Source organism: Sporolactobacillus shoreae, from assembly GCF_004684935.1.
Taxonomy (GTDB): Bacteria; Bacillota; Bacilli; order Bacillales; family Sporolactobacillaceae; genus Sporolactobacillus; species Sporolactobacillus shoreae.
The window spans coordinates 44,285-65,103 of sequence record NZ_SRJD01000006.1 but is presented as its reverse complement, the minus strand read 5'-3'; the positions used below and the strand labels follow the sequence as shown (position 1 = coordinate 65,103).

22 protein-coding genes, 1 tRNA gene, 1 pseudogene and 1 other annotated feature are annotated in these 20,819 nt (G+C 45.7%); of the genes and pseudogenes, 20 read left to right on the top strand and 4 right to left on the bottom strand.

Annotated elements, in window-relative coordinates:
• The first annotated feature begins 129 nt into the window (after window positions 1–129).
• The 13 genes and pseudogenes from dnaN (at window position 130) to E4665_RS18110 (ending at window position 15,463) form a co-directional block, all read left to right on the top strand.
• Window positions 130–1,269 (top strand): DNA polymerase III subunit beta, encoded by a 1,140-nt coding sequence (dnaN, locus tag E4665_RS07240; protein ID WP_135348221.1) that lies wholly within the window; start codon window positions 130–132, stop codon window positions 1,267–1,269.
• Window positions 1,270–1,311: 42 nt separating this feature from the next.
• Entirely contained in the window at window positions 1,312–1,533 is a 222-nt protein-coding gene (yaaA, locus tag E4665_RS07235; RefSeq protein ID WP_135348128.1) for a S4 domain-containing protein YaaA, read from the top strand.
• 14 nt (window positions 1,534–1,547) lie between these two features.
• Complete coding sequence (gene recF, locus E4665_RS07230; protein ID WP_135348127.1) at window positions 1,548–2,672, top strand: DNA replication/repair protein RecF; 1,125 nt, start codon at window positions 1,548–1,550, stop codon at window positions 2,670–2,672.
• A gap of 118 nt (window positions 2,673–2,790) precedes the next feature.
• Window positions 2,791–4,710 carry a DNA topoisomerase (ATP-hydrolyzing) subunit B gene (gene gyrB, locus E4665_RS07225; RefSeq protein ID WP_135348126.1) on the top strand — a complete coding sequence of 640 codons (1,920 nt, stop codon included), beginning with the start codon at window positions 2,791–2,793 and terminating at the stop codon, window positions 4,708–4,710.
• A gap of 66 nt (window positions 4,711–4,776) precedes the next feature.
• Window positions 4,777–7,230, top strand: coding sequence for a DNA gyrase subunit A (gyrA, locus tag E4665_RS07220; RefSeq protein ID WP_135348125.1), 2,454 nt, complete (start codon window positions 4,777–4,779; stop codon window positions 7,228–7,230).
• A gap of 43 nt (window positions 7,231–7,273) precedes the next feature.
• Window positions 7,274–8,374: an HD-GYP domain-containing protein gene (locus E4665_RS07215; protein ID WP_135348124.1), complete on the top strand. Its 1,101-nt coding sequence runs from the start codon at window positions 7,274–7,276 to the stop codon at window positions 8,372–8,374.
• A 258-nt stretch (window positions 8,375–8,632) separates the two neighbouring features.
• Window positions 8,633–10,099, top strand: a complete 1,467-nt coding sequence (guaB, locus tag E4665_RS07210; RefSeq protein ID WP_135348123.1) for an IMP dehydrogenase — start codon at window positions 8,633–8,635, stop codon at window positions 10,097–10,099.
• A gap of 139 nt (window positions 10,100–10,238) precedes the next feature.
• A complete protein-coding gene (locus E4665_RS07205) occupies window positions 10,239–11,588 on the top strand; it encodes a serine hydrolase (RefSeq protein WP_135348122.1) in 1,350 nt (449 codons plus the stop codon).
• A gap of 211 nt (window positions 11,589–11,799) precedes the next feature.
• Window positions 11,800–12,072: pseudogene (gene tnpA, locus E4665_RS07200) on the top strand (IS200/IS605 family transposase); the annotation flags it as partial.
• A gap of 114 nt (window positions 12,073–12,186) precedes the next feature.
• Window positions 12,187–13,071: a pyridoxal 5'-phosphate synthase lyase subunit PdxS gene (gene pdxS, locus E4665_RS07195; RefSeq protein WP_135348121.1), complete on the top strand. Its 885-nt coding sequence runs from the start codon at window positions 12,187–12,189 to the stop codon at window positions 13,069–13,071.
• Window positions 13,072–13,086: 15 nt separating this feature from the next.
• Window positions 13,087–13,662 (top strand): pyridoxal 5'-phosphate synthase glutaminase subunit PdxT, encoded by a 576-nt coding sequence (gene pdxT / locus E4665_RS07190; RefSeq protein ID WP_135348120.1) that lies wholly within the window; start codon window positions 13,087–13,089, stop codon window positions 13,660–13,662.
• A 48-nt stretch (window positions 13,663–13,710) separates the two neighbouring features.
• Window positions 13,711–13,935: a binding site (T-box leader), on the top strand.
• Between the two features lie 50 nt (window positions 13,936–13,985).
• A complete protein-coding gene (serS, locus tag E4665_RS07185) occupies window positions 13,986–15,272 on the top strand; it encodes a serine--tRNA ligase (protein WP_135348119.1) in 1,287 nt (428 codons plus the stop codon).
• Window positions 15,273–15,313: 41 nt separating this feature from the next.
• The gene (locus E4665_RS18110) at window positions 15,314–15,463 is read left to right on the top strand and encodes a hypothetical protein (RefSeq protein WP_167815145.1); all 150 of its coding nucleotides are present in this window, start codon (window positions 15,314–15,316) and stop codon (window positions 15,461–15,463) included.
• A 52-nt stretch (window positions 15,464–15,515) separates the two neighbouring features.
• Here the strand turns inward: E4665_RS18110 and E4665_RS07180 are convergent, their stop codons facing one another.
• Window positions 15,516–16,172, bottom strand: coding sequence for a deoxynucleoside kinase (locus tag E4665_RS07180; protein ID WP_135348220.1), 657 nt, complete (start codon window positions 16,170–16,172; stop codon window positions 15,516–15,518).
• 423 nt (window positions 16,173–16,595) lie between these two features.
• Between E4665_RS07180 and cspD the strand changes: the two genes are divergently transcribed.
• Together cspD and E4665_RS07170 are read left to right on the top strand one after the other, a co-directional pair.
• Window positions 16,596–16,799, top strand: coding sequence for a cold-shock protein CspD (gene cspD / locus E4665_RS07175; RefSeq protein WP_135348118.1), 204 nt, complete (start codon window positions 16,596–16,598; stop codon window positions 16,797–16,799).
• Between the two features lie 198 nt (window positions 16,800–16,997).
• Window positions 16,998–17,070 (top strand) — tRNA-Arg (locus tag E4665_RS07170).
• 101 nt (window positions 17,071–17,171) lie between these two features.
• On the opposite strand, the gene E4665_RS07165 is transcribed toward E4665_RS07170, so the two are convergent.
• From E4665_RS07165 to E4665_RS07155, 3 genes are all read right to left on the bottom strand, one after another.
• On the bottom strand, window positions 17,172–18,461 hold the full coding sequence (locus tag E4665_RS07165; RefSeq protein ID WP_135348117.1) for a site-specific integrase: 1,290 nt from the start codon (window positions 18,459–18,461) through the stop codon (window positions 17,172–17,174).
• A 96-nt stretch (window positions 18,462–18,557) separates the two neighbouring features.
• The gene (locus tag E4665_RS07160; protein WP_135348116.1) at window positions 18,558–18,980 is read right to left on the bottom strand and encodes an ImmA/IrrE family metallo-endopeptidase; all 423 of its coding nucleotides are present in this window, start codon (window positions 18,978–18,980) and stop codon (window positions 18,558–18,560) included.
• Window positions 18,981–18,985: 5 nt separating this feature from the next.
• On the bottom strand, window positions 18,986–19,417 hold the full coding sequence (locus E4665_RS07155) for a helix-turn-helix domain-containing protein (RefSeq protein WP_135348115.1): 432 nt from the start codon (window positions 19,415–19,417) through the stop codon (window positions 18,986–18,988).
• A 153-nt stretch (window positions 19,418–19,570) separates the two neighbouring features.
• Between E4665_RS07155 and E4665_RS07150 the strand changes: the two genes are divergently transcribed.
• The 5 genes from E4665_RS07150 to E4665_RS07135 all read left to right on the top strand — a co-directional run bounded on the left by E4665_RS07150 (window position 19,571) and on the right by E4665_RS07135 (window position 20,816).
• The gene (locus E4665_RS07150) at window positions 19,571–19,786 is read left to right on the top strand and encodes a helix-turn-helix domain-containing protein (protein ID WP_135348114.1); all 216 of its coding nucleotides are present in this window, start codon (window positions 19,571–19,573) and stop codon (window positions 19,784–19,786) included.
• A gap of 69 nt (window positions 19,787–19,855) precedes the next feature.
• Window positions 19,856–20,086 (top strand): helix-turn-helix domain-containing protein, encoded by a 231-nt coding sequence (locus E4665_RS18815; RefSeq protein ID WP_135348113.1) that lies wholly within the window; start codon window positions 19,856–19,858, stop codon window positions 20,084–20,086.
• A complete protein-coding gene (locus E4665_RS18105; protein ID WP_167815144.1) occupies window positions 20,073–20,210 on the top strand; it encodes a hypothetical protein in 138 nt (45 codons plus the stop codon). Before E4665_RS18815 ends, E4665_RS18105 begins: the two co-directional genes overlap by 14 nt.
• Before the next feature lie 16 nt (window positions 20,211–20,226).
• Window positions 20,227–20,439, top strand: coding sequence for a hypothetical protein (locus E4665_RS07140; RefSeq protein ID WP_135348112.1), 213 nt, complete (start codon window positions 20,227–20,229; stop codon window positions 20,437–20,439).
• A 71-nt stretch (window positions 20,440–20,510) separates the two neighbouring features.
• A complete protein-coding gene (locus E4665_RS07135; protein ID WP_135348111.1) occupies window positions 20,511–20,816 on the top strand; it encodes a hypothetical protein in 306 nt (101 codons plus the stop codon).
• Window positions 20,817–20,819 lie beyond the last annotated feature (3 nt).

The following is a 20,819-nucleotide window of genomic DNA, read 5'->3' as shown; positions in this document are numbered from 1 at the left end:
GCAGAGACTAACTTATTAACATATTCACCGGACCTATTACTATGATTATTATTTTTTTAAATAATAAATATATATTTGGAGGCAAGAATCATGCAGGAAATGCAAGACACAAACAGCTCAGCGCTCGCAATGAAATGCAGCGTTCAAAAGGATAAACTTGCCGAATCAGTAAATCAGGTTATGAAAGCCATTTCGACCAAAACTACAATTCCCATCCTAACAGGAATAAAACTTACAGCCGGAATGGACGGCCTTACATTGACCGGCAGCAACTCTGACATCTCAATAAAATCTTATATTCCAAAACTTGAGGACGACAGAGAAAATGTGGTCGTTGAGACTGCAGGCAGCATTATCCTTCCTTCCCGGCTGTTTTCTGAATTAGTACGCAAACTTCCTGATGAAAACATTAATATTGAAGTGGACGCACGGCTGATTGCCAAAATAACATCGGGCCGCTCAGAATTTACGCTGAACGGACTTGATCCGGATGAATATCCTAATCTTCCCGTCATCAATGAGAAGGACGTTTTCAGCATCAAGAAGGACCTCCTGAAAGACGTGATCCGGCAAACTGTATATGCTGTATCCCTGTCGGAGACGCGGCCCGTTCTTACAGGTGTCAAGTGGACACTGTTGGATGGTAAACTGGAATGCGTTGCGACGGACAGCCATCGCTTGTCTGAGCGTTCTGTTCCGGTTGAAAATGGAAACACAGAAGATACAAGGGAGATGGTCGTTCCAGGCTCGAGCCTGAATGAACTTTCCAAGATTCTTGATGACGACGACGATCAGGTCGTTGATATTGTCATGACTTCAAATCAAATCCTGTTCAAATCGAGCAATGTTCAATTCTACTCACGCCTTCTCGATGGAAATTACCCGGATACCAGCCGATTGATTCCAACGGAAAGCAAAACGGTTCTGACTTTGTCCACAAAAGATCTATACCACGCGATCGAACGCGCTTCTCTGCTTGCAAAAGAAGAGCGGAATAATGTCGTGAAACTTCGAGCGGAGGCTGATGAGGTTGAAATTTCATCCCAGTCACTTGAGCTTGGACGGGTTTTTGAAACCCTGCGTGCGGAAAAATTTGAAGGCGACGCACTGCGCATTTCTTTCAGCGCCAAATTTATGATGGATGCGCTTGGTAAAATAGATGCTGAGAATGTGAAAATTTATTTCATCGGCCCGATGCGTCCGATTATCATCCGGCCGGTTGGCGACGAGAATATCCTGATGCTGATTCTTCCGATCAGGACATTCTGATAAACGCAGGATCAAAAAGAACGGCTGAATCGAGGCAAACAGATGAAAAAGATTAAAATAAAGAGCGGCGAGGACTATATCACACTCGGCCAGCTCCTTAAAGTGGCAGGAATTATCCAGACAGGCGGGGAAGCCAAATACTTCCTGAATAGCACCAAGGTAGCTGTCAATGATCAGTCTGAATCACGCCGGGGGAAAAAGTTGCGTGAAGGCGATCAGATAAAAATAGCCGGGACGGGTGAATTTTTAATAACCCGCTCATAAGGGGGCGCCCGGTTTTGAAACTGGAGTCAATCGAGTTAACGAATTTTAGAAATTATGACCGGTTATCTCTGGATTTTTCTGATTCTGTCAACGTTTTTATGGGAGAGAATGCCCAGGGAAAAACTAATTTGCTTGAGGCGATTTATGTACTTGCTATCGCAAAATCATCACGGACATCCCACGACAAAGATTTAATCAAATGGGATGAGGATTATGGTAAAATAAAAGGTAGAATATCAAGACGCGGCACCCCTCTTCCGCTGGAGCTAATTATTTCCAGAAAAGGAAAAAAAGCGAAAGCAAACCATCTTGAAAAACGCCGGCTCAGCGATTACGTAGGACTCTGCAACGTGGTGATGTTTGCTCCAGAAGATCTGGGCCTAGTCAAAGGCGGTCCCGCCTTGCGGAGACGGTTTACCGATATGGAACTGGGCCAGATTGCACCTGTCTATATCCATACTCTGGGCGACTATCAGAAAGTATTGCTGCAGAGAAATGCCCTGTTGAGGGATTTTTCGCGCCGATCAGCCAATCTAGAGCCTCTTCTGGATATATTGACGGAGAAACTGATAGGGCTTGCTGCGGAAATTGTTCATCGGAGACTGAAGTTTGTTTCCATGCTCAATCAATGGGCCGCTCCGATCCATTCAGAAATCAGCCAGGGCAGAGAAAGCCTCCTGCTGGCCTATCAATCCTCTGTGCGGGAGGTATCAGATGGCAGTGATCCGTCAAAAATAGCAGAAGTATATAAAATAGCTTTCAGCCGGCAGAGGCAACGGGAGATTGAGAGAGGCACGACTCTGATCGGACCGCATAGGGATGATCTTCAGTTTTTCGTAAATGAACGGGAAGTGCAACTGTTTGGTTCACAGGGTCAGCAAAGAACTGCAGCGCTTTCTGTGAAACTCGCTGAAATTGAACTGATACACCATGAAGTGGGTGAATATCCGCTTCTTCTCCTGGATGATGTACTGAGTGAACTGGATGATATTAGAAAAACGCACCTGCTCGGCGTTTTCAAACAAAAAGTGCAGACGTTTGTCACGACAACATCTACGGACGGCTTGGATCATCATTTACTCGACCACGCAACCCTTTTTCATATTCAGCAGGGGAAAGTAGAATTAGTGAAGGAATGAGGCTGGCGACGAAGCGTATGCTGTTTCGGTCCAGGGAAGAAAAGCGGGCTATATCTCCAAAGTATGTCGGTTCAAAGTGACATTTTGTGTCGAATGACACCAAGTTAGGTGGGGTATGATGAGTGATCAACAAGAAGTAAAACAGTCTTATAATGCCAGCCAGATTCAAGTGCTTGAAGGGCTGGAGGCGGTCAGGAAAAGGCCGGGTATGTATATTGGTACAACAGGGGAAAAGGGCCTGCATCATCTTGTCTGGGAAGTGGTCGACAACTCAATTGATGAAGCACTGGCCGGTTTTGCTCACCATATACAGGTCATCATTGAAAACGACGGCGGCATTACCGTTATGGATGACGGCCGCGGTATCCCGGTTGATATCCAGAAAAAAGTCGGCCGGCCAGCTGTAGAAGTCATTATGACGGTCCTTCACGCCGGTGGAAAATTCGGCGGTGGCGGATATAAGGTATCGGGCGGTCTCCACGGTGTCGGCGCTTCAGTCGTCAACGCACTTTCGACAACCATGTGGGTCAAAGTTTACTTAAACGGACACATCTATTATCAAGAGTACCATCGTGGAAAACCGGCGGCGGATCTGAAAGTGATTGGGGACACGGACCGTACGGGAACGACCACTCATTTCATACCTGATCCGGAAATTTTCAGGGAAACAACGCATTTCGATTATGAGACACTGCGCGTTCGCGTACGGGAACTCGCTTTTCTTAATAAAAATATTCGTATCTCAATCGAGGATAAGCGGGAGAAGGATAAAAAAGAGTCCTTTCATTATGAGGGCGGAATTCGTGAATACGTTGAGTTTTTGAATCGTTCGAAGGATGTCCTTCATTCCCCGATTGATCTTGAAGGGGAACAGGACGGCATTAAAGTCGAGATTGCGATGCAGTACAACGATGGTTTCGCCAGCCAGCTTTATTCTTTTGCCAACAATATTCACACCCACGAAGGCGGAACCCATGAATACGGTTTTAAAGTTGCCCTGACCCGCGTGATCAACGATTATGCGCGGAAGAGTCAACTGATGAAGAATACGGATCCGAACCTTTCGGGGGAAGATGTGCGTGAAGGATTGACGGCTATTGTGTCCGTCAAGCATCCGGATCCCCAGTTTGAAGGCCAGACAAAAACGAAACTGGGAAACCCGGAAGTCCGGACAATTACCGACAATCTGTTTTCCGCATCGTTTTCCAGATTTCTTTATGAAAACCCTGATGTAGCAAGGCTGATCGTTGAAAAAGGAACGATTGCCTCACGGGCACGCTCAGCGGCTAAAAAAGCGCGTGAACTCACCCGACGCAAGAGCAGTCTTGAAAGCTCATCGCTGCCAGGTAAGCTGGCTGATTGTACGTCCAAGGATGCCAGTATTTCTGAACTTTACATTGTCGAAGGAGATTCGGCGGGCGGTTCGGCCAAACAGGGACGCGACAGAATGTATCAGGCCATACTGCCTCTGCGTGGCAAGATCCTGAATGTTGAGAAGGCGAGATTGGATAAAATTCTCTCGAACGCTGAAATCCGTGCTATGATTACCGCTCTCGGCACCGGCGTCGGTGAAGAGTTCAAACTGGAAAAAGCAAGATATCATAAGATCATCATCATGACTGATGCTGATGTGGACGGAGCTCATATTCGGACGTTATTGTTAACGTTTTTCTATAGATTTATGCGTCCACTCCTTGAGAACGGATATGTCTATATAGCGCAGCCCCCTCTTTACCGGGTGCAATATGGAAAAACACTGCAGTATGCCTACGATGACAAAGAGCTTGAAAAAATTCAGGGCAGCCTTCCGGCTAATGTTAAGCCCGCGCTTCAGCGTTATAAGGGTCTTGGGGAAATGAATCCTGAACAGCTCTGGGAAACAACTATGGATCCAGGGAATCGCGTGGTACTGAACGTTAACCTGGAAGACGCCATCGAGGCGGATCAGATTTTTGAAATGCTGATGGGCGACCGTGTCGAACCACGGCGTGACTTTATTCAGGAAAACGCCCACTATGTCCAGAACCTTGATGTCTGAATCGAGTTAACAGGGATATTAATTGGGCCTTGAATGATGAGTTTTATTCCGTAAGGAGGAAAAAAAATGGCAGAGCAAGATGAATCAAGAGTCAAACCGGTCGATATCGGGCATGAAATGCGTAATTCCTTTTTGGACTACGCAATGAGTGTCATAGTCAGCCGGGCGCTTCCCGATGTCCGTGACGGCCTGAAGCCTGTGCATCGTCGCATTCTTTTTGCGATGAATGAGCTTGGAATTACCGCCGACAAAGCCTATAAGAAATCGGCACGAATTGTCGGTGAAGTCATCGGTAAATATCATCCGCATGGCGATTCGGCCGTTTACGAATCAATGGTGCGCATGGCTCAGGATTTCAGTTACCGTTATGAACTGGTTGACGGACACGGAAACTTTGGTTCGGTCGACGGAGATCCGGCGGCTGCCATGCGTTATACCGAAGCTAGAATGTCAAAAATTTCAATGGAAATGGTTCGTGACATTCGCAAGGATACCATAGATTTTACAGATAATTATGATGGCTCAGAACAGGAACCGGTAGTGTTGCCATCACGTTTTCCGAACCTTCTGGTCAATGGCGCCTCAGGCATTGCCGTCGGAATGGCGACCAATATCCCTCCACATCAGCTGGGCGAAGTGATTGATGCGGTCCTTGCTTTGAGCAAAAATCCAGAGATCAGTGTTGATGAGCTGATGCAGTACATACCTGGACCTGATTTTCCGACAGGCGGCCTGATTCTCGGCCGCGAAGGGATTAAGAGAGCCTACCGGACAGGCCGCGGATCAATTATCGTCCGGGCCAGGGTAGAGATTGAAGAACAGGCAAACGGGAAACAAAGCATTGTTGTCACAGAGCTTCCTTATCAAGTCAACAAAGCGAAGCTGATCGAAAAAATTGCCGAACTGGTAAAGGATAAGAAACTGGATGGCATTACCGACCTGCGTGACGAGTCGGACCGCCGGGGTATGCGCATGGTTATCGATGTCCGCAGGGACGCAAATGCGAACGTGCTCCTCAACAATTTATATAAACACACCGGACTTCAGACGAGCTTCGGCATCAACCAGCTGGCGCTCGTTGATGGACGCCCGAGAATACTTACCCTGAAAGAGTGCCTTCACTATTACCTGGCTCATCAGGAAACCGTTATTCGGCGCCGCACCGCGTTCGAGCTTAAAAAGGCGGAAGCAAGGGCCCATATTCTGGAAGGACTGCGCATCGCACTTGACCATCTGGATGAAGTCATCACCCTGATCCGCAATTCCAAAACGACGGATATCGCGCGCAGCGGACTGATGGAAAACTTCTCGCTGACAGAAGTACAGGCTCAGGCGATTCTTGATATGCGTCTGCAGAGGCTGACGGGACTCGAACGGGAAAAAATCCAGCAGGAATATGAAGAACTCGTCAGACGCATTGCGGAACTGAAAGCAATTCTTGCCGACGAGCAGAAAGTACTGCACATTATCCGCGAAGAACTTCGGGAGATAAAAGAAAAATATAATGACAAGAGGCGGACAGAAATTACCGTCGGCTTGGATCTGATTGAAGACGAGGACCTGATTGAAAAAGAGGATATCGTGATTACGGTCTCTCATAACGGATATGTCAAACGCATGCCTGTGAATACCTACAGAAGCCAGAATCGCGGTGGGCGCGGTATTCAGGGCATGGGGACCAATGAAGACGATTTTGTTGAACATCTATTTCAGACAAATACACATCACCATGTGCTCTTTTTCACGAATAAGGGACGGGTCTTCCAGCTGAAGGGCTATGAAATTCCTGAACTGGGCCGGACGGCAAAGGGTATGCCGATTATTAATCTGATCCAGATAGAAAAAGATGAATTTATTGCTGCTTTCTTCCCGGTAGAATCATTTGATGAGGATCATTATCTTGTTTTTCTGACCAGGCAGGGAATCACAAAACGTTCGCCTCTCACTGACTTTTCCAATATCAGAAAAGGCGGCCTGTTTGCCATTACTGTACGTGACGGAGACGAACTGATGGCTGTCCGTCTGACTGACGGGAAAAGAGATCTGATCGTTGGCACAAAAAAGGGAATGGCTATCCGTTATGATGAAAACGATGTCCGGCCGATGGGGCGGACAGCAGCGGGTGTCAAAGCTATCTCTCTGGACGCGGATGATGAGGTAGTCGGAATGGGCATTGCCGGAGACACGGACGATGTCCTGATTGTCACGGAAAATGGTTTCGGTAAACGGACGCCAAGCAGTGAATATCGTCGGCAGACGCGTGGCGGCAAGGGGCTGAAAACCTGCAATATCACAGAGAAAAATGGCGAATTGATTGCGCTTCGTACAGTTGAAGAAGACGAAGACCTGATGATCATTACGGCAAACGGAGTGATTATCCGGATGCCTGTTTCTGGAATTTCCAGACTGGGAAGGAACACGATGGGTGTGACGCTGATCCGTGTCGATGAAGGCGACAGTGTAGCGGCTGTTGCGCGAATTCAGAGCAATGACGAAGATAGTGATGATGAAGAATCGTGACACTGATCTGATTTGTACCGGAGAAATGTGAGGGGAAGAAACGATGCAGCTTGCAGTCCAGTCTTTGAAACCCGGATATGTGCTGAAGAAAGACGTTCACGTCAAAGCGGTCAGGCCGCTGATAAAATCGGGAACGATACTGAATGAAACACATCTCGCATTTTTGAAGGCTTTCCTGATCAAAGAAGTTGAAATTGAGTCAGTCCGGGCTGACGGACACCGGATCAAGGCCCAACCCTCCGTGCACCCGGATGAACATTCTGATCATGGAATACGTCTGGAAGTGGAATCAGGTCCTGTTAACAGTGTTTATCAGCAGGCAGTGGACGCTTATAAAATTTTTTTCGAGCACTGGCAGTCTGGCGCATCGCTGAACATTGGCGAATTCCGAAAAGAAATGATGCCGATTTTAGAAGAATCCCTTAATGATCCGATCTGGATGACAGATTTTTTGCTAAAAAAAACGATGGTCCGCAGCCGTGCGGACAGAAATATTACACTTGGCCTGTTGTCCGGTTTTTTGGGAAAGAAAATGAACTTTTCCCAGGGAGATGTGTATCAGATCGGACTTGCCGGAATGCTTGCTGACTGCGGTATGGCCAAACTGCCGCCTTCCCTGATGAATAAAGATGGAAATTATGTGGGTAGCGAGCGGGCACTGTATGAAAAACATGTTCTCGACAGCTATAAAATGGTTAAAAGCGTTCCGACTTTGAAAGAAGATACGATGCTTGCTGTGATTCAGCACCATGAACGTGAGGACGGAAGCGGATTTCCATTGCATCTGACTGGTGACCGGCTCAGTCTCTTTGGGAAGATTCTGGCAATCTGTGACTGTTTTCTTCATAATGCCACCAAGTCTTCAGAAGCGCGCTGGCCGATCGAGGTACTGGATCGAATTCGGGAAAAATATTATGGAAAACTTTCAAACTATTTATTGGACAAGTTCTGCAATGAGTTGATGACTCTTTTCATTGGCATGGACGTAATCCTTTCAAATAATCTGACGGGAACAATCGTATTTATTCCGGAGAAAAATCCAACCAAACCGGTTATCCGACTAGAAAATAATGAAATTTTTTCGCAGGCGTCAAACCGGGCGATACAGATCACCAGAATTTATAATCGTGCTGCCACAAAATAAGCATGAAATCAGTTATAAATTGGAAAACAATTCATTCTCCAAAACTGAAGAACCGGTTTATAATGGACAAATAACACGTACTGGATGACTGCCGGATTCCTTGAATTTTCCAATCAAATATTCAGGCAAAAAAGAAGGCTTTTTTTAGAATAGTGTTACTTTGGCTCGATTTCTTGACAGCCCTGTGTCCAGTTGTTACGCTATCAATAAAATTTTCGGATCATCGAATAAACAAACTTTAATGGAGGGTAAAAAACGTTGAGAGAAGATAAGTTTGTGAAAGAATCTTTGACTTTTGACGATGTATTGTTGATTCCGGCGGCTTCAGAGGTACTGCCACGTGACGTATCCGTTAAGACCGCACTGACTGCCGGTCTGAAGCTCAATATTCCGATTATCAGCGCAGGCATGGACACGGTAACGGAGGCCTTGATGGCAATCGCTATGGCCAGGCAGGGCGGTATGGGCGTTATTCACAAGAACATGTCTATCGAGGAGCAGGCAGAACAGGTTGATAAGGTGAAGCGATCTGAAAGCGGCGTTATTACCAATCCCTTTTTCCTGACACCGGGAGACCAGATTTTTGACGCGGAACATCTGATGAATAAATACAGAATTTCCGGTGTTCCTATCGTAGACAACGATAAAGAACAGCATCTTGTCGGTATTCTCACGAATCGCGACATGCGTTTCGTCAAAGATTATTCAGCAAAAATCGGCGATATGATGACCAAGGACAATCTGGTCACAGCTCCGGTCGGAACCAGCCTCAAGGAAGCTGAAGAGATTCTGAACAGGAACCGGATCGAAAAGCTGCCGCTTGTTGATGATCATGGTGTGCTGAAAGGTTTGATTACAACTAAGGACATTGAAAAAGTCGTTGAATTTCCGAATTCGGCCAAGGATGAACATGGCAGACTGCTGGTAGCTGCGGCTGTCGGAGTGACCGCGGATGCTCTGCTCCGGGTTGAAAAACTGGTTGACGCCGGTGCCGACGCGATTGTGATTGATACAGCTCATGGCCATTCAAAAGGTGTTCTGGATAAAGTTGCGGAAATCAGAAGCAGGTTCTCCGGTGTCGATCTGATTGCCGGGAACGTGGCGACACCTGAAGGTACAAAGGCGTTGATTGATGCCGGCGTCGATGTGGTGAAAGTCGGAATTGGTCCCGGATCAATTTGCACAACCCGTGTTGTTGCCGGTGTTGGGGTTCCTCAGATCACCGCAGTCTACGACTGTGCCAATGAAGCGGACAAGCATGGTAAAGCGATTATTGCTGATGGCGGTATTAAGTACTCCGGAGATATTGTCAAAGCCCTTGCAGCTGGCGGAAGCGCGGTAATGCTTGGAGGACTGCTTGCCGGAGTTGATGAAACACCTGGAGAAAAAGAAATCTATCAGGGCCGTCAGTTCAAGGTTTATCGTGGCATGGGTTCAGTTAGTGCGATGGAACATGGCAGCAAGGATCGTTACTTCCAGGAAAATCAGAAGAAACTGGTTCCGGAGGGCATTGAAGGACGGGTACCTTATAAAGGTAAGCTCGCGGACACGATTTACCAGCTGATCGGTGGTCTCCGGTCCGGCATGGGCTATTGCGGAACAGCGACAATCAGGGATCTGCGCGAGAATGCAAAATTTACAAGAATTACTAATGCAGGATTACTAGAGAGCCATCCCCATGACGTTCAGATTACTAAAGAAGCGCCGAACTATTCTATTAAATAATTATTAATTGGCCTCAGGCTTTCCAGAATCAATATTTTTCAGTCTTTTTGTTTACGGGACGATTCATTTCGCCTCGGTTTTCTATGTCTGCGGCTGTTTTTTTCTTTCGGCCGCAGTAAATTATTCGGGGGTGTAGGGGTTGAATTTCAGAAAAAGGCTGCGGCTCTTTGCAGTGACGGGGCTTACTTTTGTACTGGCTCTGACAGTTACTTTTCAAGGATCTTTTGCTTCAAAAGCTGAGGCAGCAGACACGCTTGGTCTACAGGCAAAGTCTGCGATACTCGTCGATTATAACAGCGGGCAGATTCTGTATGAAAAAAATGCGGATCAGGTTTATCCGCCGGCAAGCATGACCAAGATGATGACAGAATATCTGGTCATGCAGGCGCTCCATTCAAAGAGACTGACATGGGATACTAAAGTGTCAATCAGTGACTACGCTTATCAGATATCCCAGAACAGAGGATTCTCCAATGTGCCGCTCAGAAAAGATTATCAGTACACAGTACGGGATCTGTATGAAGCTATGGCCATTTACTCGGCAAACGGCGCGGCGATTGCTCTGGCTGAAAAAGTGGGTGGATCAGAAAAGAACTTTGTTGTTCTGATGAACCAGACAGCCAAAAAGTTCGGAATGACCGGTGCGCATTATATCAACAGTACGGGTCTTGAAAACGTCGATCTCGGAAAATTTGCTTCGTATGGCGGATATGCCGACAAAAATGGCAGAAATGAATTGTCTGCGAGAGATCTTGCAAAACTGGCTTACCATGTGATTAAAGATTACCCTGAAGCGTTGACTATCTCAAAGATACCGCTGAAGAATTTTACAGCCGGTGTGACTACCCCGATACAGATGGTTAACTGGAATTACATGCTCCCCGGATTCGGTGCCAATATGAACAGTTACAAGTACGATGGTGTGGACGGTCTGAAAACAGGACATACCGATCTGGCCGGCTATTGCTTCACCGGCACAGTAAACCGGAACGGTCATCGTTTGATCAGTGTTGTGATGGGAACGTCATCAGACGGCCAGCGTTTTGAACAGACGCGGACATTATTTGATTATGGATATCAGCAGTTCTCTGAGAAGACGGTTGCAAAAAAGAATCAGCTGGTACAGGGCCAAAAAGCCGTTCCGGTGAATAACGGCAAGCAGGGAAGCGTGAAACTTGCCTTCGGTCAGCCGGTGGTCGTTACGGCGCTGAACGGTGGGAAAGTTAATGCAAGTTTCAAGGTGACTCTGGACAGCTCGAAACTGAACAAGGACGGGACGCTGGAAGCCCCGATCAAAAAAGGTGAAAAAGTGGGTTATGCAACGGTCGTTAAAAAGGATGGCGTTTATGGCTATTTGAATCCAAATGAAAATCAGATTCCGGTTGTTGCAGCAGAACAGGTTGACAGAGTAGGCTGGTTTATCGGCATGTTCAAAGCGATCGGCGGATTTTTTGCCGGAATTTTCTCTTGGATTGCCGGATTATTCTAAGAAAAGATAATTTCATAAAGCAGTATCTTAAACCCCGGAATGCTCATTCCGGGGTTTTGTTATGGACTTTAGTCCGTTGAGTACGCGTAGCGTGCGAAACATAAAACCCCCCGCTATGCGGGGGGAGTACCAAGACCGTTATACAAAAAGATCTTCCCTTCGATAGAATATAGGTGTTCAGGCTATATTGCTAAAAGAAGGGAAGAGCAGAATGGCTAATCAAACAAACAGTTTAGCCCATACAAAGTGGTTGTGCAAATACCATATCGTATTCACACCGAAGTATAGACGAAAAATCATCTACAATCAATATCGGGCAAGTATTCAGGAGATCATCCGACACCTTTGCCGATACAAAGGTGTCGAAATCCTTGAGGGACACATGATGCCCGATCATATTCACCTGCTTTTAAGCATACCACCCAAGATGCGGACGCGAAGGGTCGAAAACCTTGCAAGATTAGCGAGTCGATTGATCGGTTTTCTTATAAAAAAATAAATATACCTAAAAGAATAGTTATTTACTGAGATTTATTGTACACTAAGGCTATTCCAATAATACATGAATATGGATTGAGATAAAATTGGAGGGATAGAAGTGGCTCAGAAGGGTACGGATACTGTAAAAAGAGGAATGGCCGAGATGCAAAAGGGCGGCGTGATCATGGATGTGGTCAATGCTGAACAGGCCAAAATTGCTGAAGAAGCCGGCGCTACGGCTGTCATGGCGCTTGAAAGGGTGCCGTCGGATATAAGAAAAGCCGGTGGTGTCGCAAGAATGGCAGATCCGACTATTGTTGAGCAGGTTCAGAATGCGGTCACCATTCCAGTTATGGCAAAAGCGCGTATCGGACATATTGTTGAGGCGCGCGTACTAGAGTCCATGAAAGTTGATTATATTGATGAAAGTGAAGTATTAACGCCTGCTGACGACGTTTATCATATAGATAAAAAAACATTCACCGTACCTTTTGTCTGTGGTTGCCGGGATCTTGGCGAAGCGGCCAGGAGAATCGGCGAAGGTGCGGCGATGCTCCGCACCAAGGGAGAGCCGGGCACTGGAAATATTGTGGAAGCTGTTCGGCATATGCGTTTGGTGAACAGTCAGGTACGCAAAGTACTGAGCATGTCACCGGATGAAATTATGGTATTTGCCAAGGAGCTGGGCGCTCCGTATGAAATATTGCTTCAGATCAAAGAAGCCGGTCGTCTGCCAGTCGTCAATTTCGCCGCTGGCGGTGTGGCGACGCCTGCCGATGCCGCTTTGATGATGGAACTCGGTGCAGACGGGGTTTTTGTCGGATCCGGTATTTTCAAATCTGAAAACCCGGCGAAATTTGCGCGCGCGATTGTTGAAGCAACAACTTATTACCAAGACTATGAACGCATTGCCGAACTTTCAAAGGGTCTTGGTCATCCAATGAAAGGTATCGATATAGGAACACTTCTGCCGGCTGACCGAATGCAGGATCGCGGGAAATAAGGCGGAGGTGAGATCATGACAGTAAAAATAGGTGTTCTCGCGCTCCAGGGCGCGGTCAGTGAACACGTCAAATCACTCCGTGCTTCGGGAGCTGATGCGGCTGAAGTGAAGCATACAGACGATCTGGAAGATCTTGACGGACTTGTGCTTCCGGGCGGTGAAAGCACAACCATGCGCCGGCTGATGGACAAATACGAGTTATTCGACGCGATCAAGTCTTTTGCGGAAAGAAAACCGGTTTTTGGCACGTGCGCCGGTCTGATTCTTATGGCTCAGAAAATTGAAGGAAGAACAGGTCCCCATCTCGGGATTCTCGATATCGATGTGAAGCGCAACGCGTACGGGCGCCAGGTGGACAGCTTTGAAGCAGACCTGACAATAAAACATGTCAGTGATCACTATGACGGAGTTTTTATCAGAGCTCCATATATTAAAAGCGTCGGTCCTGAGGTGGAAATTCTATCGACTTATGAAGATCATATTGTGGCCTGCCGGCAGGGGCGGTTTTTAACCTGTGCCTTTCACCCGGAACTAACAGACGATCTGAGCCTGCACCGCTATTTTGTTCACCTTGTTGAGGAAAGTATTTGACCGCTTGCTTTTTGATGAAGATTATTGTACATTTTTAGTTAATGAATAGTAGGTTCGATGATGGAAAACAGTAGTCGTAAAGTCTCTGTGCAGAGAGCCGCGGCAGGTGGGAAGCGGTGAGGGACATACGGTGAATCCATTCCTGAGAGAAAAACCGGACAGGTTCCGGACATAGACGGATCAAATCCGTTATCAATGGCAAAGCGGCCGGGCAGATTCTGTAAGGATCTTCGGCAATTTGGGTGGCAACGCGGGTTAAATCCCGTCCCTTATTTTCAGGGACGGGATTTTATTTATTTATGAGATATTTGGAGGCAATGATTATGCTTGACATGAAATTTTTGCGGGATCATTATGATGAAATCAAGGGAAAACTGAATAAAAGGGGTGAAGATCTCAGCGATTTTAAAAGGTTTCCGGAACTTGATGAAAAAAGGCGCGGGCTGATCAGTCAAACCGAAGTCCTGAAAGCGAAACGAAATGAAGTCTCGGCAAACGTGGCGGCAAAGAAGCGCGCAAAAGAGGATGCTCAGGACTTGATCGAATCCATGCGCGAGGTCAGCGCGAACATTAAGACACTTGATGGCGAGCTGAATCAGATTGAGGATGAGCTGCGCCAGGTGATGTTGTCAATCCCTAATATTCCTCACGAGAGCGTCCCGGTCGGTGCGGATGAAAATGATAATAAACCGATCCGTTTCTGGGGCGAACCGAAAAAATTTGACGATGAGCCGAAACCGCACTGGGACATTGCGACAAATCTGGATATTCTGGATTTCGAACGGGCAGCCAAAGTCACCGGAAGCCGCTTTGTCTTTTACAAAGGACTCGGTGTTCGTCTGGAACGTGCCCTGATCAGTTTCATGCTTGATCTCCATGAGGAAAAGCATGGCTATACCACTATTATGCCGCCTTACATGGTCAATCGAGACAGTATGACAGGGACAGGCCAGTTGCCGAAGTTTGAGGAAGATGCTTTTAAAATTGCCGATGACCGGGATTACTTCCTGATCCCTACAGCTGAGGTACCGGTAACGAATTATTATCGTGATGAAATTCTCAGTGGAGACCAGCTTCCAATTGCTTACGCGGCGTACAGCGCCTGCTTCCGTTCTGAAGCCGGGTCTGCCGGCCGCGACACCCGCGGCATCATTCGCCAGCATCAATTTAATAAAGTGGAACTTGTCCGCTTCGTCAAGCCTGAAGATTCGTACGATGAATTGGAAAAACTGACGGGTCACGCTGAAGAAGTACTGCGGTTGCTCAATCTTCCTTACCGGGTCGTCAGCATTTGTACGGGGGATCTCGGATTCACCGCGGCTAAGAAATATGACCTTGAAGTCTGGATCCCAAGCCAGAACACGTACCGCGAGATTTCCTCGTGCAGCAATTTTGAAGACTTCCAGGCACGGCGCGCCAATATCCGTTTCAGGCGCACGCCAAAAGCGAAGCCGGAATACGTTCATACACTGAATGGATCGGGCCTTGCCGTCGGACGCACGGTCGCTGCGATTTTGGAGAACTACCAGCAGGAAGACGGCAGCGTCGTCATCCCCGAAGCGCTCCGTCCGTATATGAGAAATCATGACAAGATTACACCGGCAGAATAAAAACTGCCGCAGTTATAACTTTTTCTGAGGAGGGAAATGCCATGCCTTTTCACCAGAAGGTTGATACCGAAGCTAGGCTGACCCGCATGATTGAAGATATGGGTATTACGCTGAATCCTGTTAAACCTGAAAAACAAGAAGAGGGGAAAGAAAAGCCTGATCAGAAAGAAACAAACCGGAAAAATGAGTAAAAATAAATCAGCCGTACGGTACAGAAGCTTTTGCACCGTACGGCTGATTTATTTATCGGATCTCCACTTTGTCGGACAGCTTATCCTCAATGAGAGGAATGAGCCGTTCAAGAGAGTTCGGGTCGTCCAGCAGATCATAGTCATCTATATTAACTTTCAATACAGGGCAAGCGTTAAATTGGCTGATCCATCGTTCATAACGGTCATGCATCTCTTCCCAGTAAGTGACAGGGGTTTCTTTTTCCATATTACGTCCCCGGCGGTTAATGCGGCGGATTGTGGCGTCCAGCGATCCGTGAAGATAGATCAGCAGATCGGGATGATGAAAATAGGGGGTCATCACCATAGCGTCGAACAGACTGGTATAGGTCCGGTAATCTGCTTCGGACATTGTCCCCTTTTCATAATGCATCCGGGCAAAGATGCCTGTATCTTCATAAATCGAGCGATCCTGGACGAATCCGTCCGGTGAGGCGTCAATGATTTTGGTTTCTTTGAAACGTTCACCGAGAAAATAAATTTGCAGATGGAAAACCCAGCGGCTGAAATCCTTATAAAAGGACTCGAGATAGGGATTGCCGCTGACTTTTTCAAGAGAAGTCCGATAATGGAGACGCTCGGCCAGCGATTTTGTGAAGGTCGTTTTGCCGATACCGACCATGCCCGCGATAGTAATCAGACGTTTTGAGGATTTCTGGCTGTCATTCATCGTGTAATCAATCGCCCTTCTAAAATAAAAATAGCCGTTACTCATAATTCAGACGGCCGAAAATAAGAACATGTATATTGTTTCAAGTCTATCATGGGATCATGCGTTTGAAAAGGGCAGGAAGGATCTTAAAGACGGACTGCAGACCCGGCTCTTGGAGATAAGAATGCTGTCAGAACAATAACGTATCCGTTTACAAAAATTGCGGAAAGTTTGACACAAATACTTCAGTGTGCTATATTGTAATAAACCATTTTACTACTTAATATATGATTCGGATGTAAGAATGAAGACCCTTCCCTGAAGTGTAGTAGTTTTTACTTCTGGAAGGGTTTGCTTTTTATGTTCTGATTCAACTGTTAGATGGTGAATGGTATTATTTCAAGCGCGGGCAGCGCAAGGTTTTAGGGAGGCAGCTATACTATGGCTCAGAGTGGTAAAGTAAAGTGGTTTAACGCAGAAAAAGGCTACGGTTTCATTGAAGTCGACGGCGGAAATGATGTATTCGTACACTATTCTGCAATCGAAGGTGACGGTTTCAAGACGCTTGAAGAGGGTCAGGAAGTTAGCTTCGACATTGTCGAAGGCAACCGCGGACCTCAGGCAGCAAACGTTACGAAGCTGTGATTCTTCGGCCATAGCCGTTGATGCGGAAGCAGTCCTCTCTAAACAAGGGCTGCTTTTTATTTGTGCCGATTCAGCCTTGTTGCAGCGCTGTTTGTTTTTTTGTTGGGTGTATTATAGATGAACCGGCTGCTCCCCTGTTCAAAGGGTCGTTTTTTTTGTATAATACTTATTGTCGCCTAAAAAGCGGCTGAAGATTTTGGCTCTGTAGCTCAGTGGATAGAGCGTCGGTTTCCTAAACCGTGCGTCGAGGGTTCGATTCCCCCCAGGGCCATTAGAAAAACATTGATATAATAGGAAAAATCAGCGGTGTTGGTTGTGGGTTAGATAGCAGCAAAAGCGTCAAGTGCAAATCGGGTGCAAAAATGGTCATTTTTATTTTTTAATCGGGACCTTTTTGATTTCGCTGATGGCTTTGTCGAGCAGCCGTGCTGATCGCTCATTACCGGTCTCGAAAAGTTGACCGTAGATGTCCATCGTCGTGTCAATCTTTGCGTGCCCTACGCGCTCGCTGATGGCCTTCATGCTGTCGCCCTCATCAATCAGCAGGGAAACGGAGGTATGCCGCAGCGCGTGAAATTTGATATGTTTTAAATTTTTTCTTTTCAAGAACCGGCGCCACCATTGTGAGATGCTTTCAGGACGCATTGGACGGCCAAAGGAGCCGTCTGGAGTGAAAAGAAAGTCACACGGCTCTCCTTTCCATTCTTTTATCCAGGTATCGCCTGCTGCATCTTTGTCCGCTTCATGTGCTGCATCATACAGCTCGAGCAACTGGATCACAAAGGATGGCAGATTATTTATGCGTTCATTTCCACTTTTTGTTGATTTTATCTTTACACCTTGTTTTTTCACGCGTATGGCTGCCTGACAGATAAGGGCAAGGCCCTTATCAAGATTCATGTATCGTCGATCAAAGCCCGCAATTTCTCCTTCACGCGCGCCCGTACCAATTGCAAACCATACGATAGTTCTCCACAATAGCGGCTCGCTCTCAAGGACCTGAAAGAGTGCCGCAAGGTCTTTACGGTCGTAAATTTCAGGCCGCATCTTCTTGATTTTTGGTGTTTTAACACCCTTCATAGGACTGTCTTTGCGCCAGCCTTTATAAACTGCATATGAAAAGATACTATTCATACAAATCTTGTGATTGTCAATTGATTTTGCAGACAAATTATATTTTTGCTTTTTTATAATAAAGTCATTTTGATCTGTCGAAGTAAAATAATCACCCGTCCGATCTTTGGATTTGATATCCGGATTCATTAAAATGCTGTTAAATTCGCAGTCAGGTTGCTGCAGCTTATCAAAAAATCGCCGGATGTGATATTTTTCGATTTTGTCAGTGCGCATCAATCCAAAGGTCGGAATGATTCGCAAGCGTAAGTTAGACTCATAGCCTTCAATCGTTCTTGGTGACTTATCATTAAGATGATTCGTGTACCAATCTTTAACGAGATCGCGAAAGAGCATCGCTCCTTGATCATCAATTAATCCATGAGAAACTTCGTAGATGAAACCAGCTTTCGCCTCTTCAAGTTGTCCTTTATTTTTTATACCCTCTATTTGTTTGGTTTTTCGTGGATAACGTCCGGAACCATCATTGCCGAGTGAAATAATAAGTTTATAAGTGCCTTTACTCAGCCATTGAGCTTCGCATTGCATTTAAGATCATCCTCTCTGAAAGAACGTATGTTCTGCATTTTGATAATTAAAATACCGGATTAATAAACAAGTATCCAGTTCTTGGGGTACAGGCATTTACATGTATTGTTGCATTTCATAAGGAATGCCGTATTCTTTGCAAACACTCTCCTTGGTCATATCACTATTTTTTGAGATTCCATAAAGCAGCAACTTCGTGGAGTATTCACTGGCTTCACGCTCAAACCTACCGACAGGGTACAAGGTATTTTTACTTAAAAACAGTGTATTCATTCTTGTATGGTAGAGCGCATGAAAAACTTCATGGCCACATGTGAATATTTGTTGGCTTATCGGAAGATTGCGGTTGATAAATACGAAACGATTTCGGCGCTCATATCGGTAGATGCCGAAAACTTCGTTGTTACTGAAAGTCCAAAATTTCACCATTATGTTATTTGCCGCAGCAATTTTAAAAGGATCGTTCGTTTTAAATCTCTTGATATGAGCGGCAACAATTTGGTCTATTCGGCTACTCAATAGAATCACTCCTTGCGATACTTCTTTGGAGTGTATTTTTTATTAATTCTTTTTGATTGCCGAATTGCAAACTCCATCGCTTCGATGATCGACTGCTTAGCTTCTTCACTAATTGGCTCACCGAGTAGCATGTATCCATCCCCATCTCCAGCATCTTCAAGATCCTTTTTTACCTTTTCAAGACGCTTGGCTACATCTTTTTCATCTTTTTCAGTGAATTCATGATAATGTTTTTTGTCAGTGCGACCATAAAGATAGTCAACAGATACATCATATAGATCGGCAAGCCTGGATAGAGTATCCGGATCGGGTACACTTACCCCATTCTCATAACCGCTTAAGGTTTTATTATTTATTCCCGTTCTTTCTTTTACTTGTGTTTGTTTAAGATTGCTCCATTCTCTTGCTTCTTTCAGCCGTTCTGATAGAACAGACATTCGTTTCACCTCGTTTCTTAGATTATATCCTGATTCCTAATATTAAAGAAAATATTCTTAGATAATTAGAATTATATGTTGACATCTTAGATTTTAAGAAGTATATTATTCACATGAAGTTCTTAATTACTAAGAAAAAAAGAGGTGTTAAAAATGAAGATCAATAATCGCATCCGCCAATATATTGAGAATAGAGGCTTGAAATTTAGCTTTATTGCTGAGCGGGCATCTATTGATGACTCCAAATTTTCGAGAATGATGACTAACCAGCAAGCTATCAAAACTGACGAATATGAAAAAATATGCAAGGTTCTTGAGTTACCCACTTCATATTTTTTTGATGATAACTTCTTAGAATTAAAGAATTAATAAAAAATATAGATTGCTTTAGCCTTAATTGTAAACCGCATAAGCAATCATCGAAAGGAAGCGAATTCAGTGCCAAGTCGCAAAACGAAAGATAGGAAATCAGTGCTGACAGTGGAAGAAGCAGCAGAATTTTTAAGTATGAAGAAAGGTCATGTTTACAGTCTCGTTCGCCAGGAAGCAATACCGTACAAACGTATTGGTAGTCGGTTTATAAGATTTTGGAGATCTGATCTAGAGGCCTACATGAGGTCAGATAACGGTACACAGCTGAAAGGGGGTGAGAGGCATGAAAACGCCTGAAGAGCTTTTCCTTTTCTTTGCAGATTTTCAAACACAAATGGTGGCCAAACACTGCCAGGGAGCTGCCCGTTTTGCCCTGAAGATGAAGTCGCGGTATTTCCATCAGATGAAACAAGCCAGATAAATTAGGAGGGATTGGGTTGAAGCTGTCCGTTGACATTGATCGTGATGAATTTGAGAAGCTAAAGGCTTTTGCCAAGCTTTATCACTGCACGCCTGCTGAAATCCTCGGGAATTTTTGTCACGACCTGTTAGGTACTGCCAATCGCACGAACGGCAGTGATGAACGAGATTTGGCCGACCGGTATTTTCAACGTACGTACATGAGCTGGAAAGATGACAGCTATTACTAAGGATCCATCGGTTTGCCTATTTGTAGGTAGTCTATCACTTTAAAAATTTACCAGGCGAGGAGTTGAAAGTCATGGATGAATTGAAAGCTCATTTAATCAAAACGGTCTGCCATTTTCAAACTGCCATTGTGGACAATGATCTGAAGACGGCAGAATCTCTAGTGGCTGAGACGGTTGAAACCCTTAATCGCTTGATAGCAAAACAGAAGTGTGAAACAGCAACAGAAACCTTTACTGAGCAGGAACGCGATCAGATTAAGAAAATGCTGAATGCGTTATTACAATACAATCCGGTAATTATATCACCGACCCGGCTCGATCAAGAGGCCATTTTTCGGTTTCCATCCCGGAAACGATGCCTGCTTCTTTTCTTTTAACAG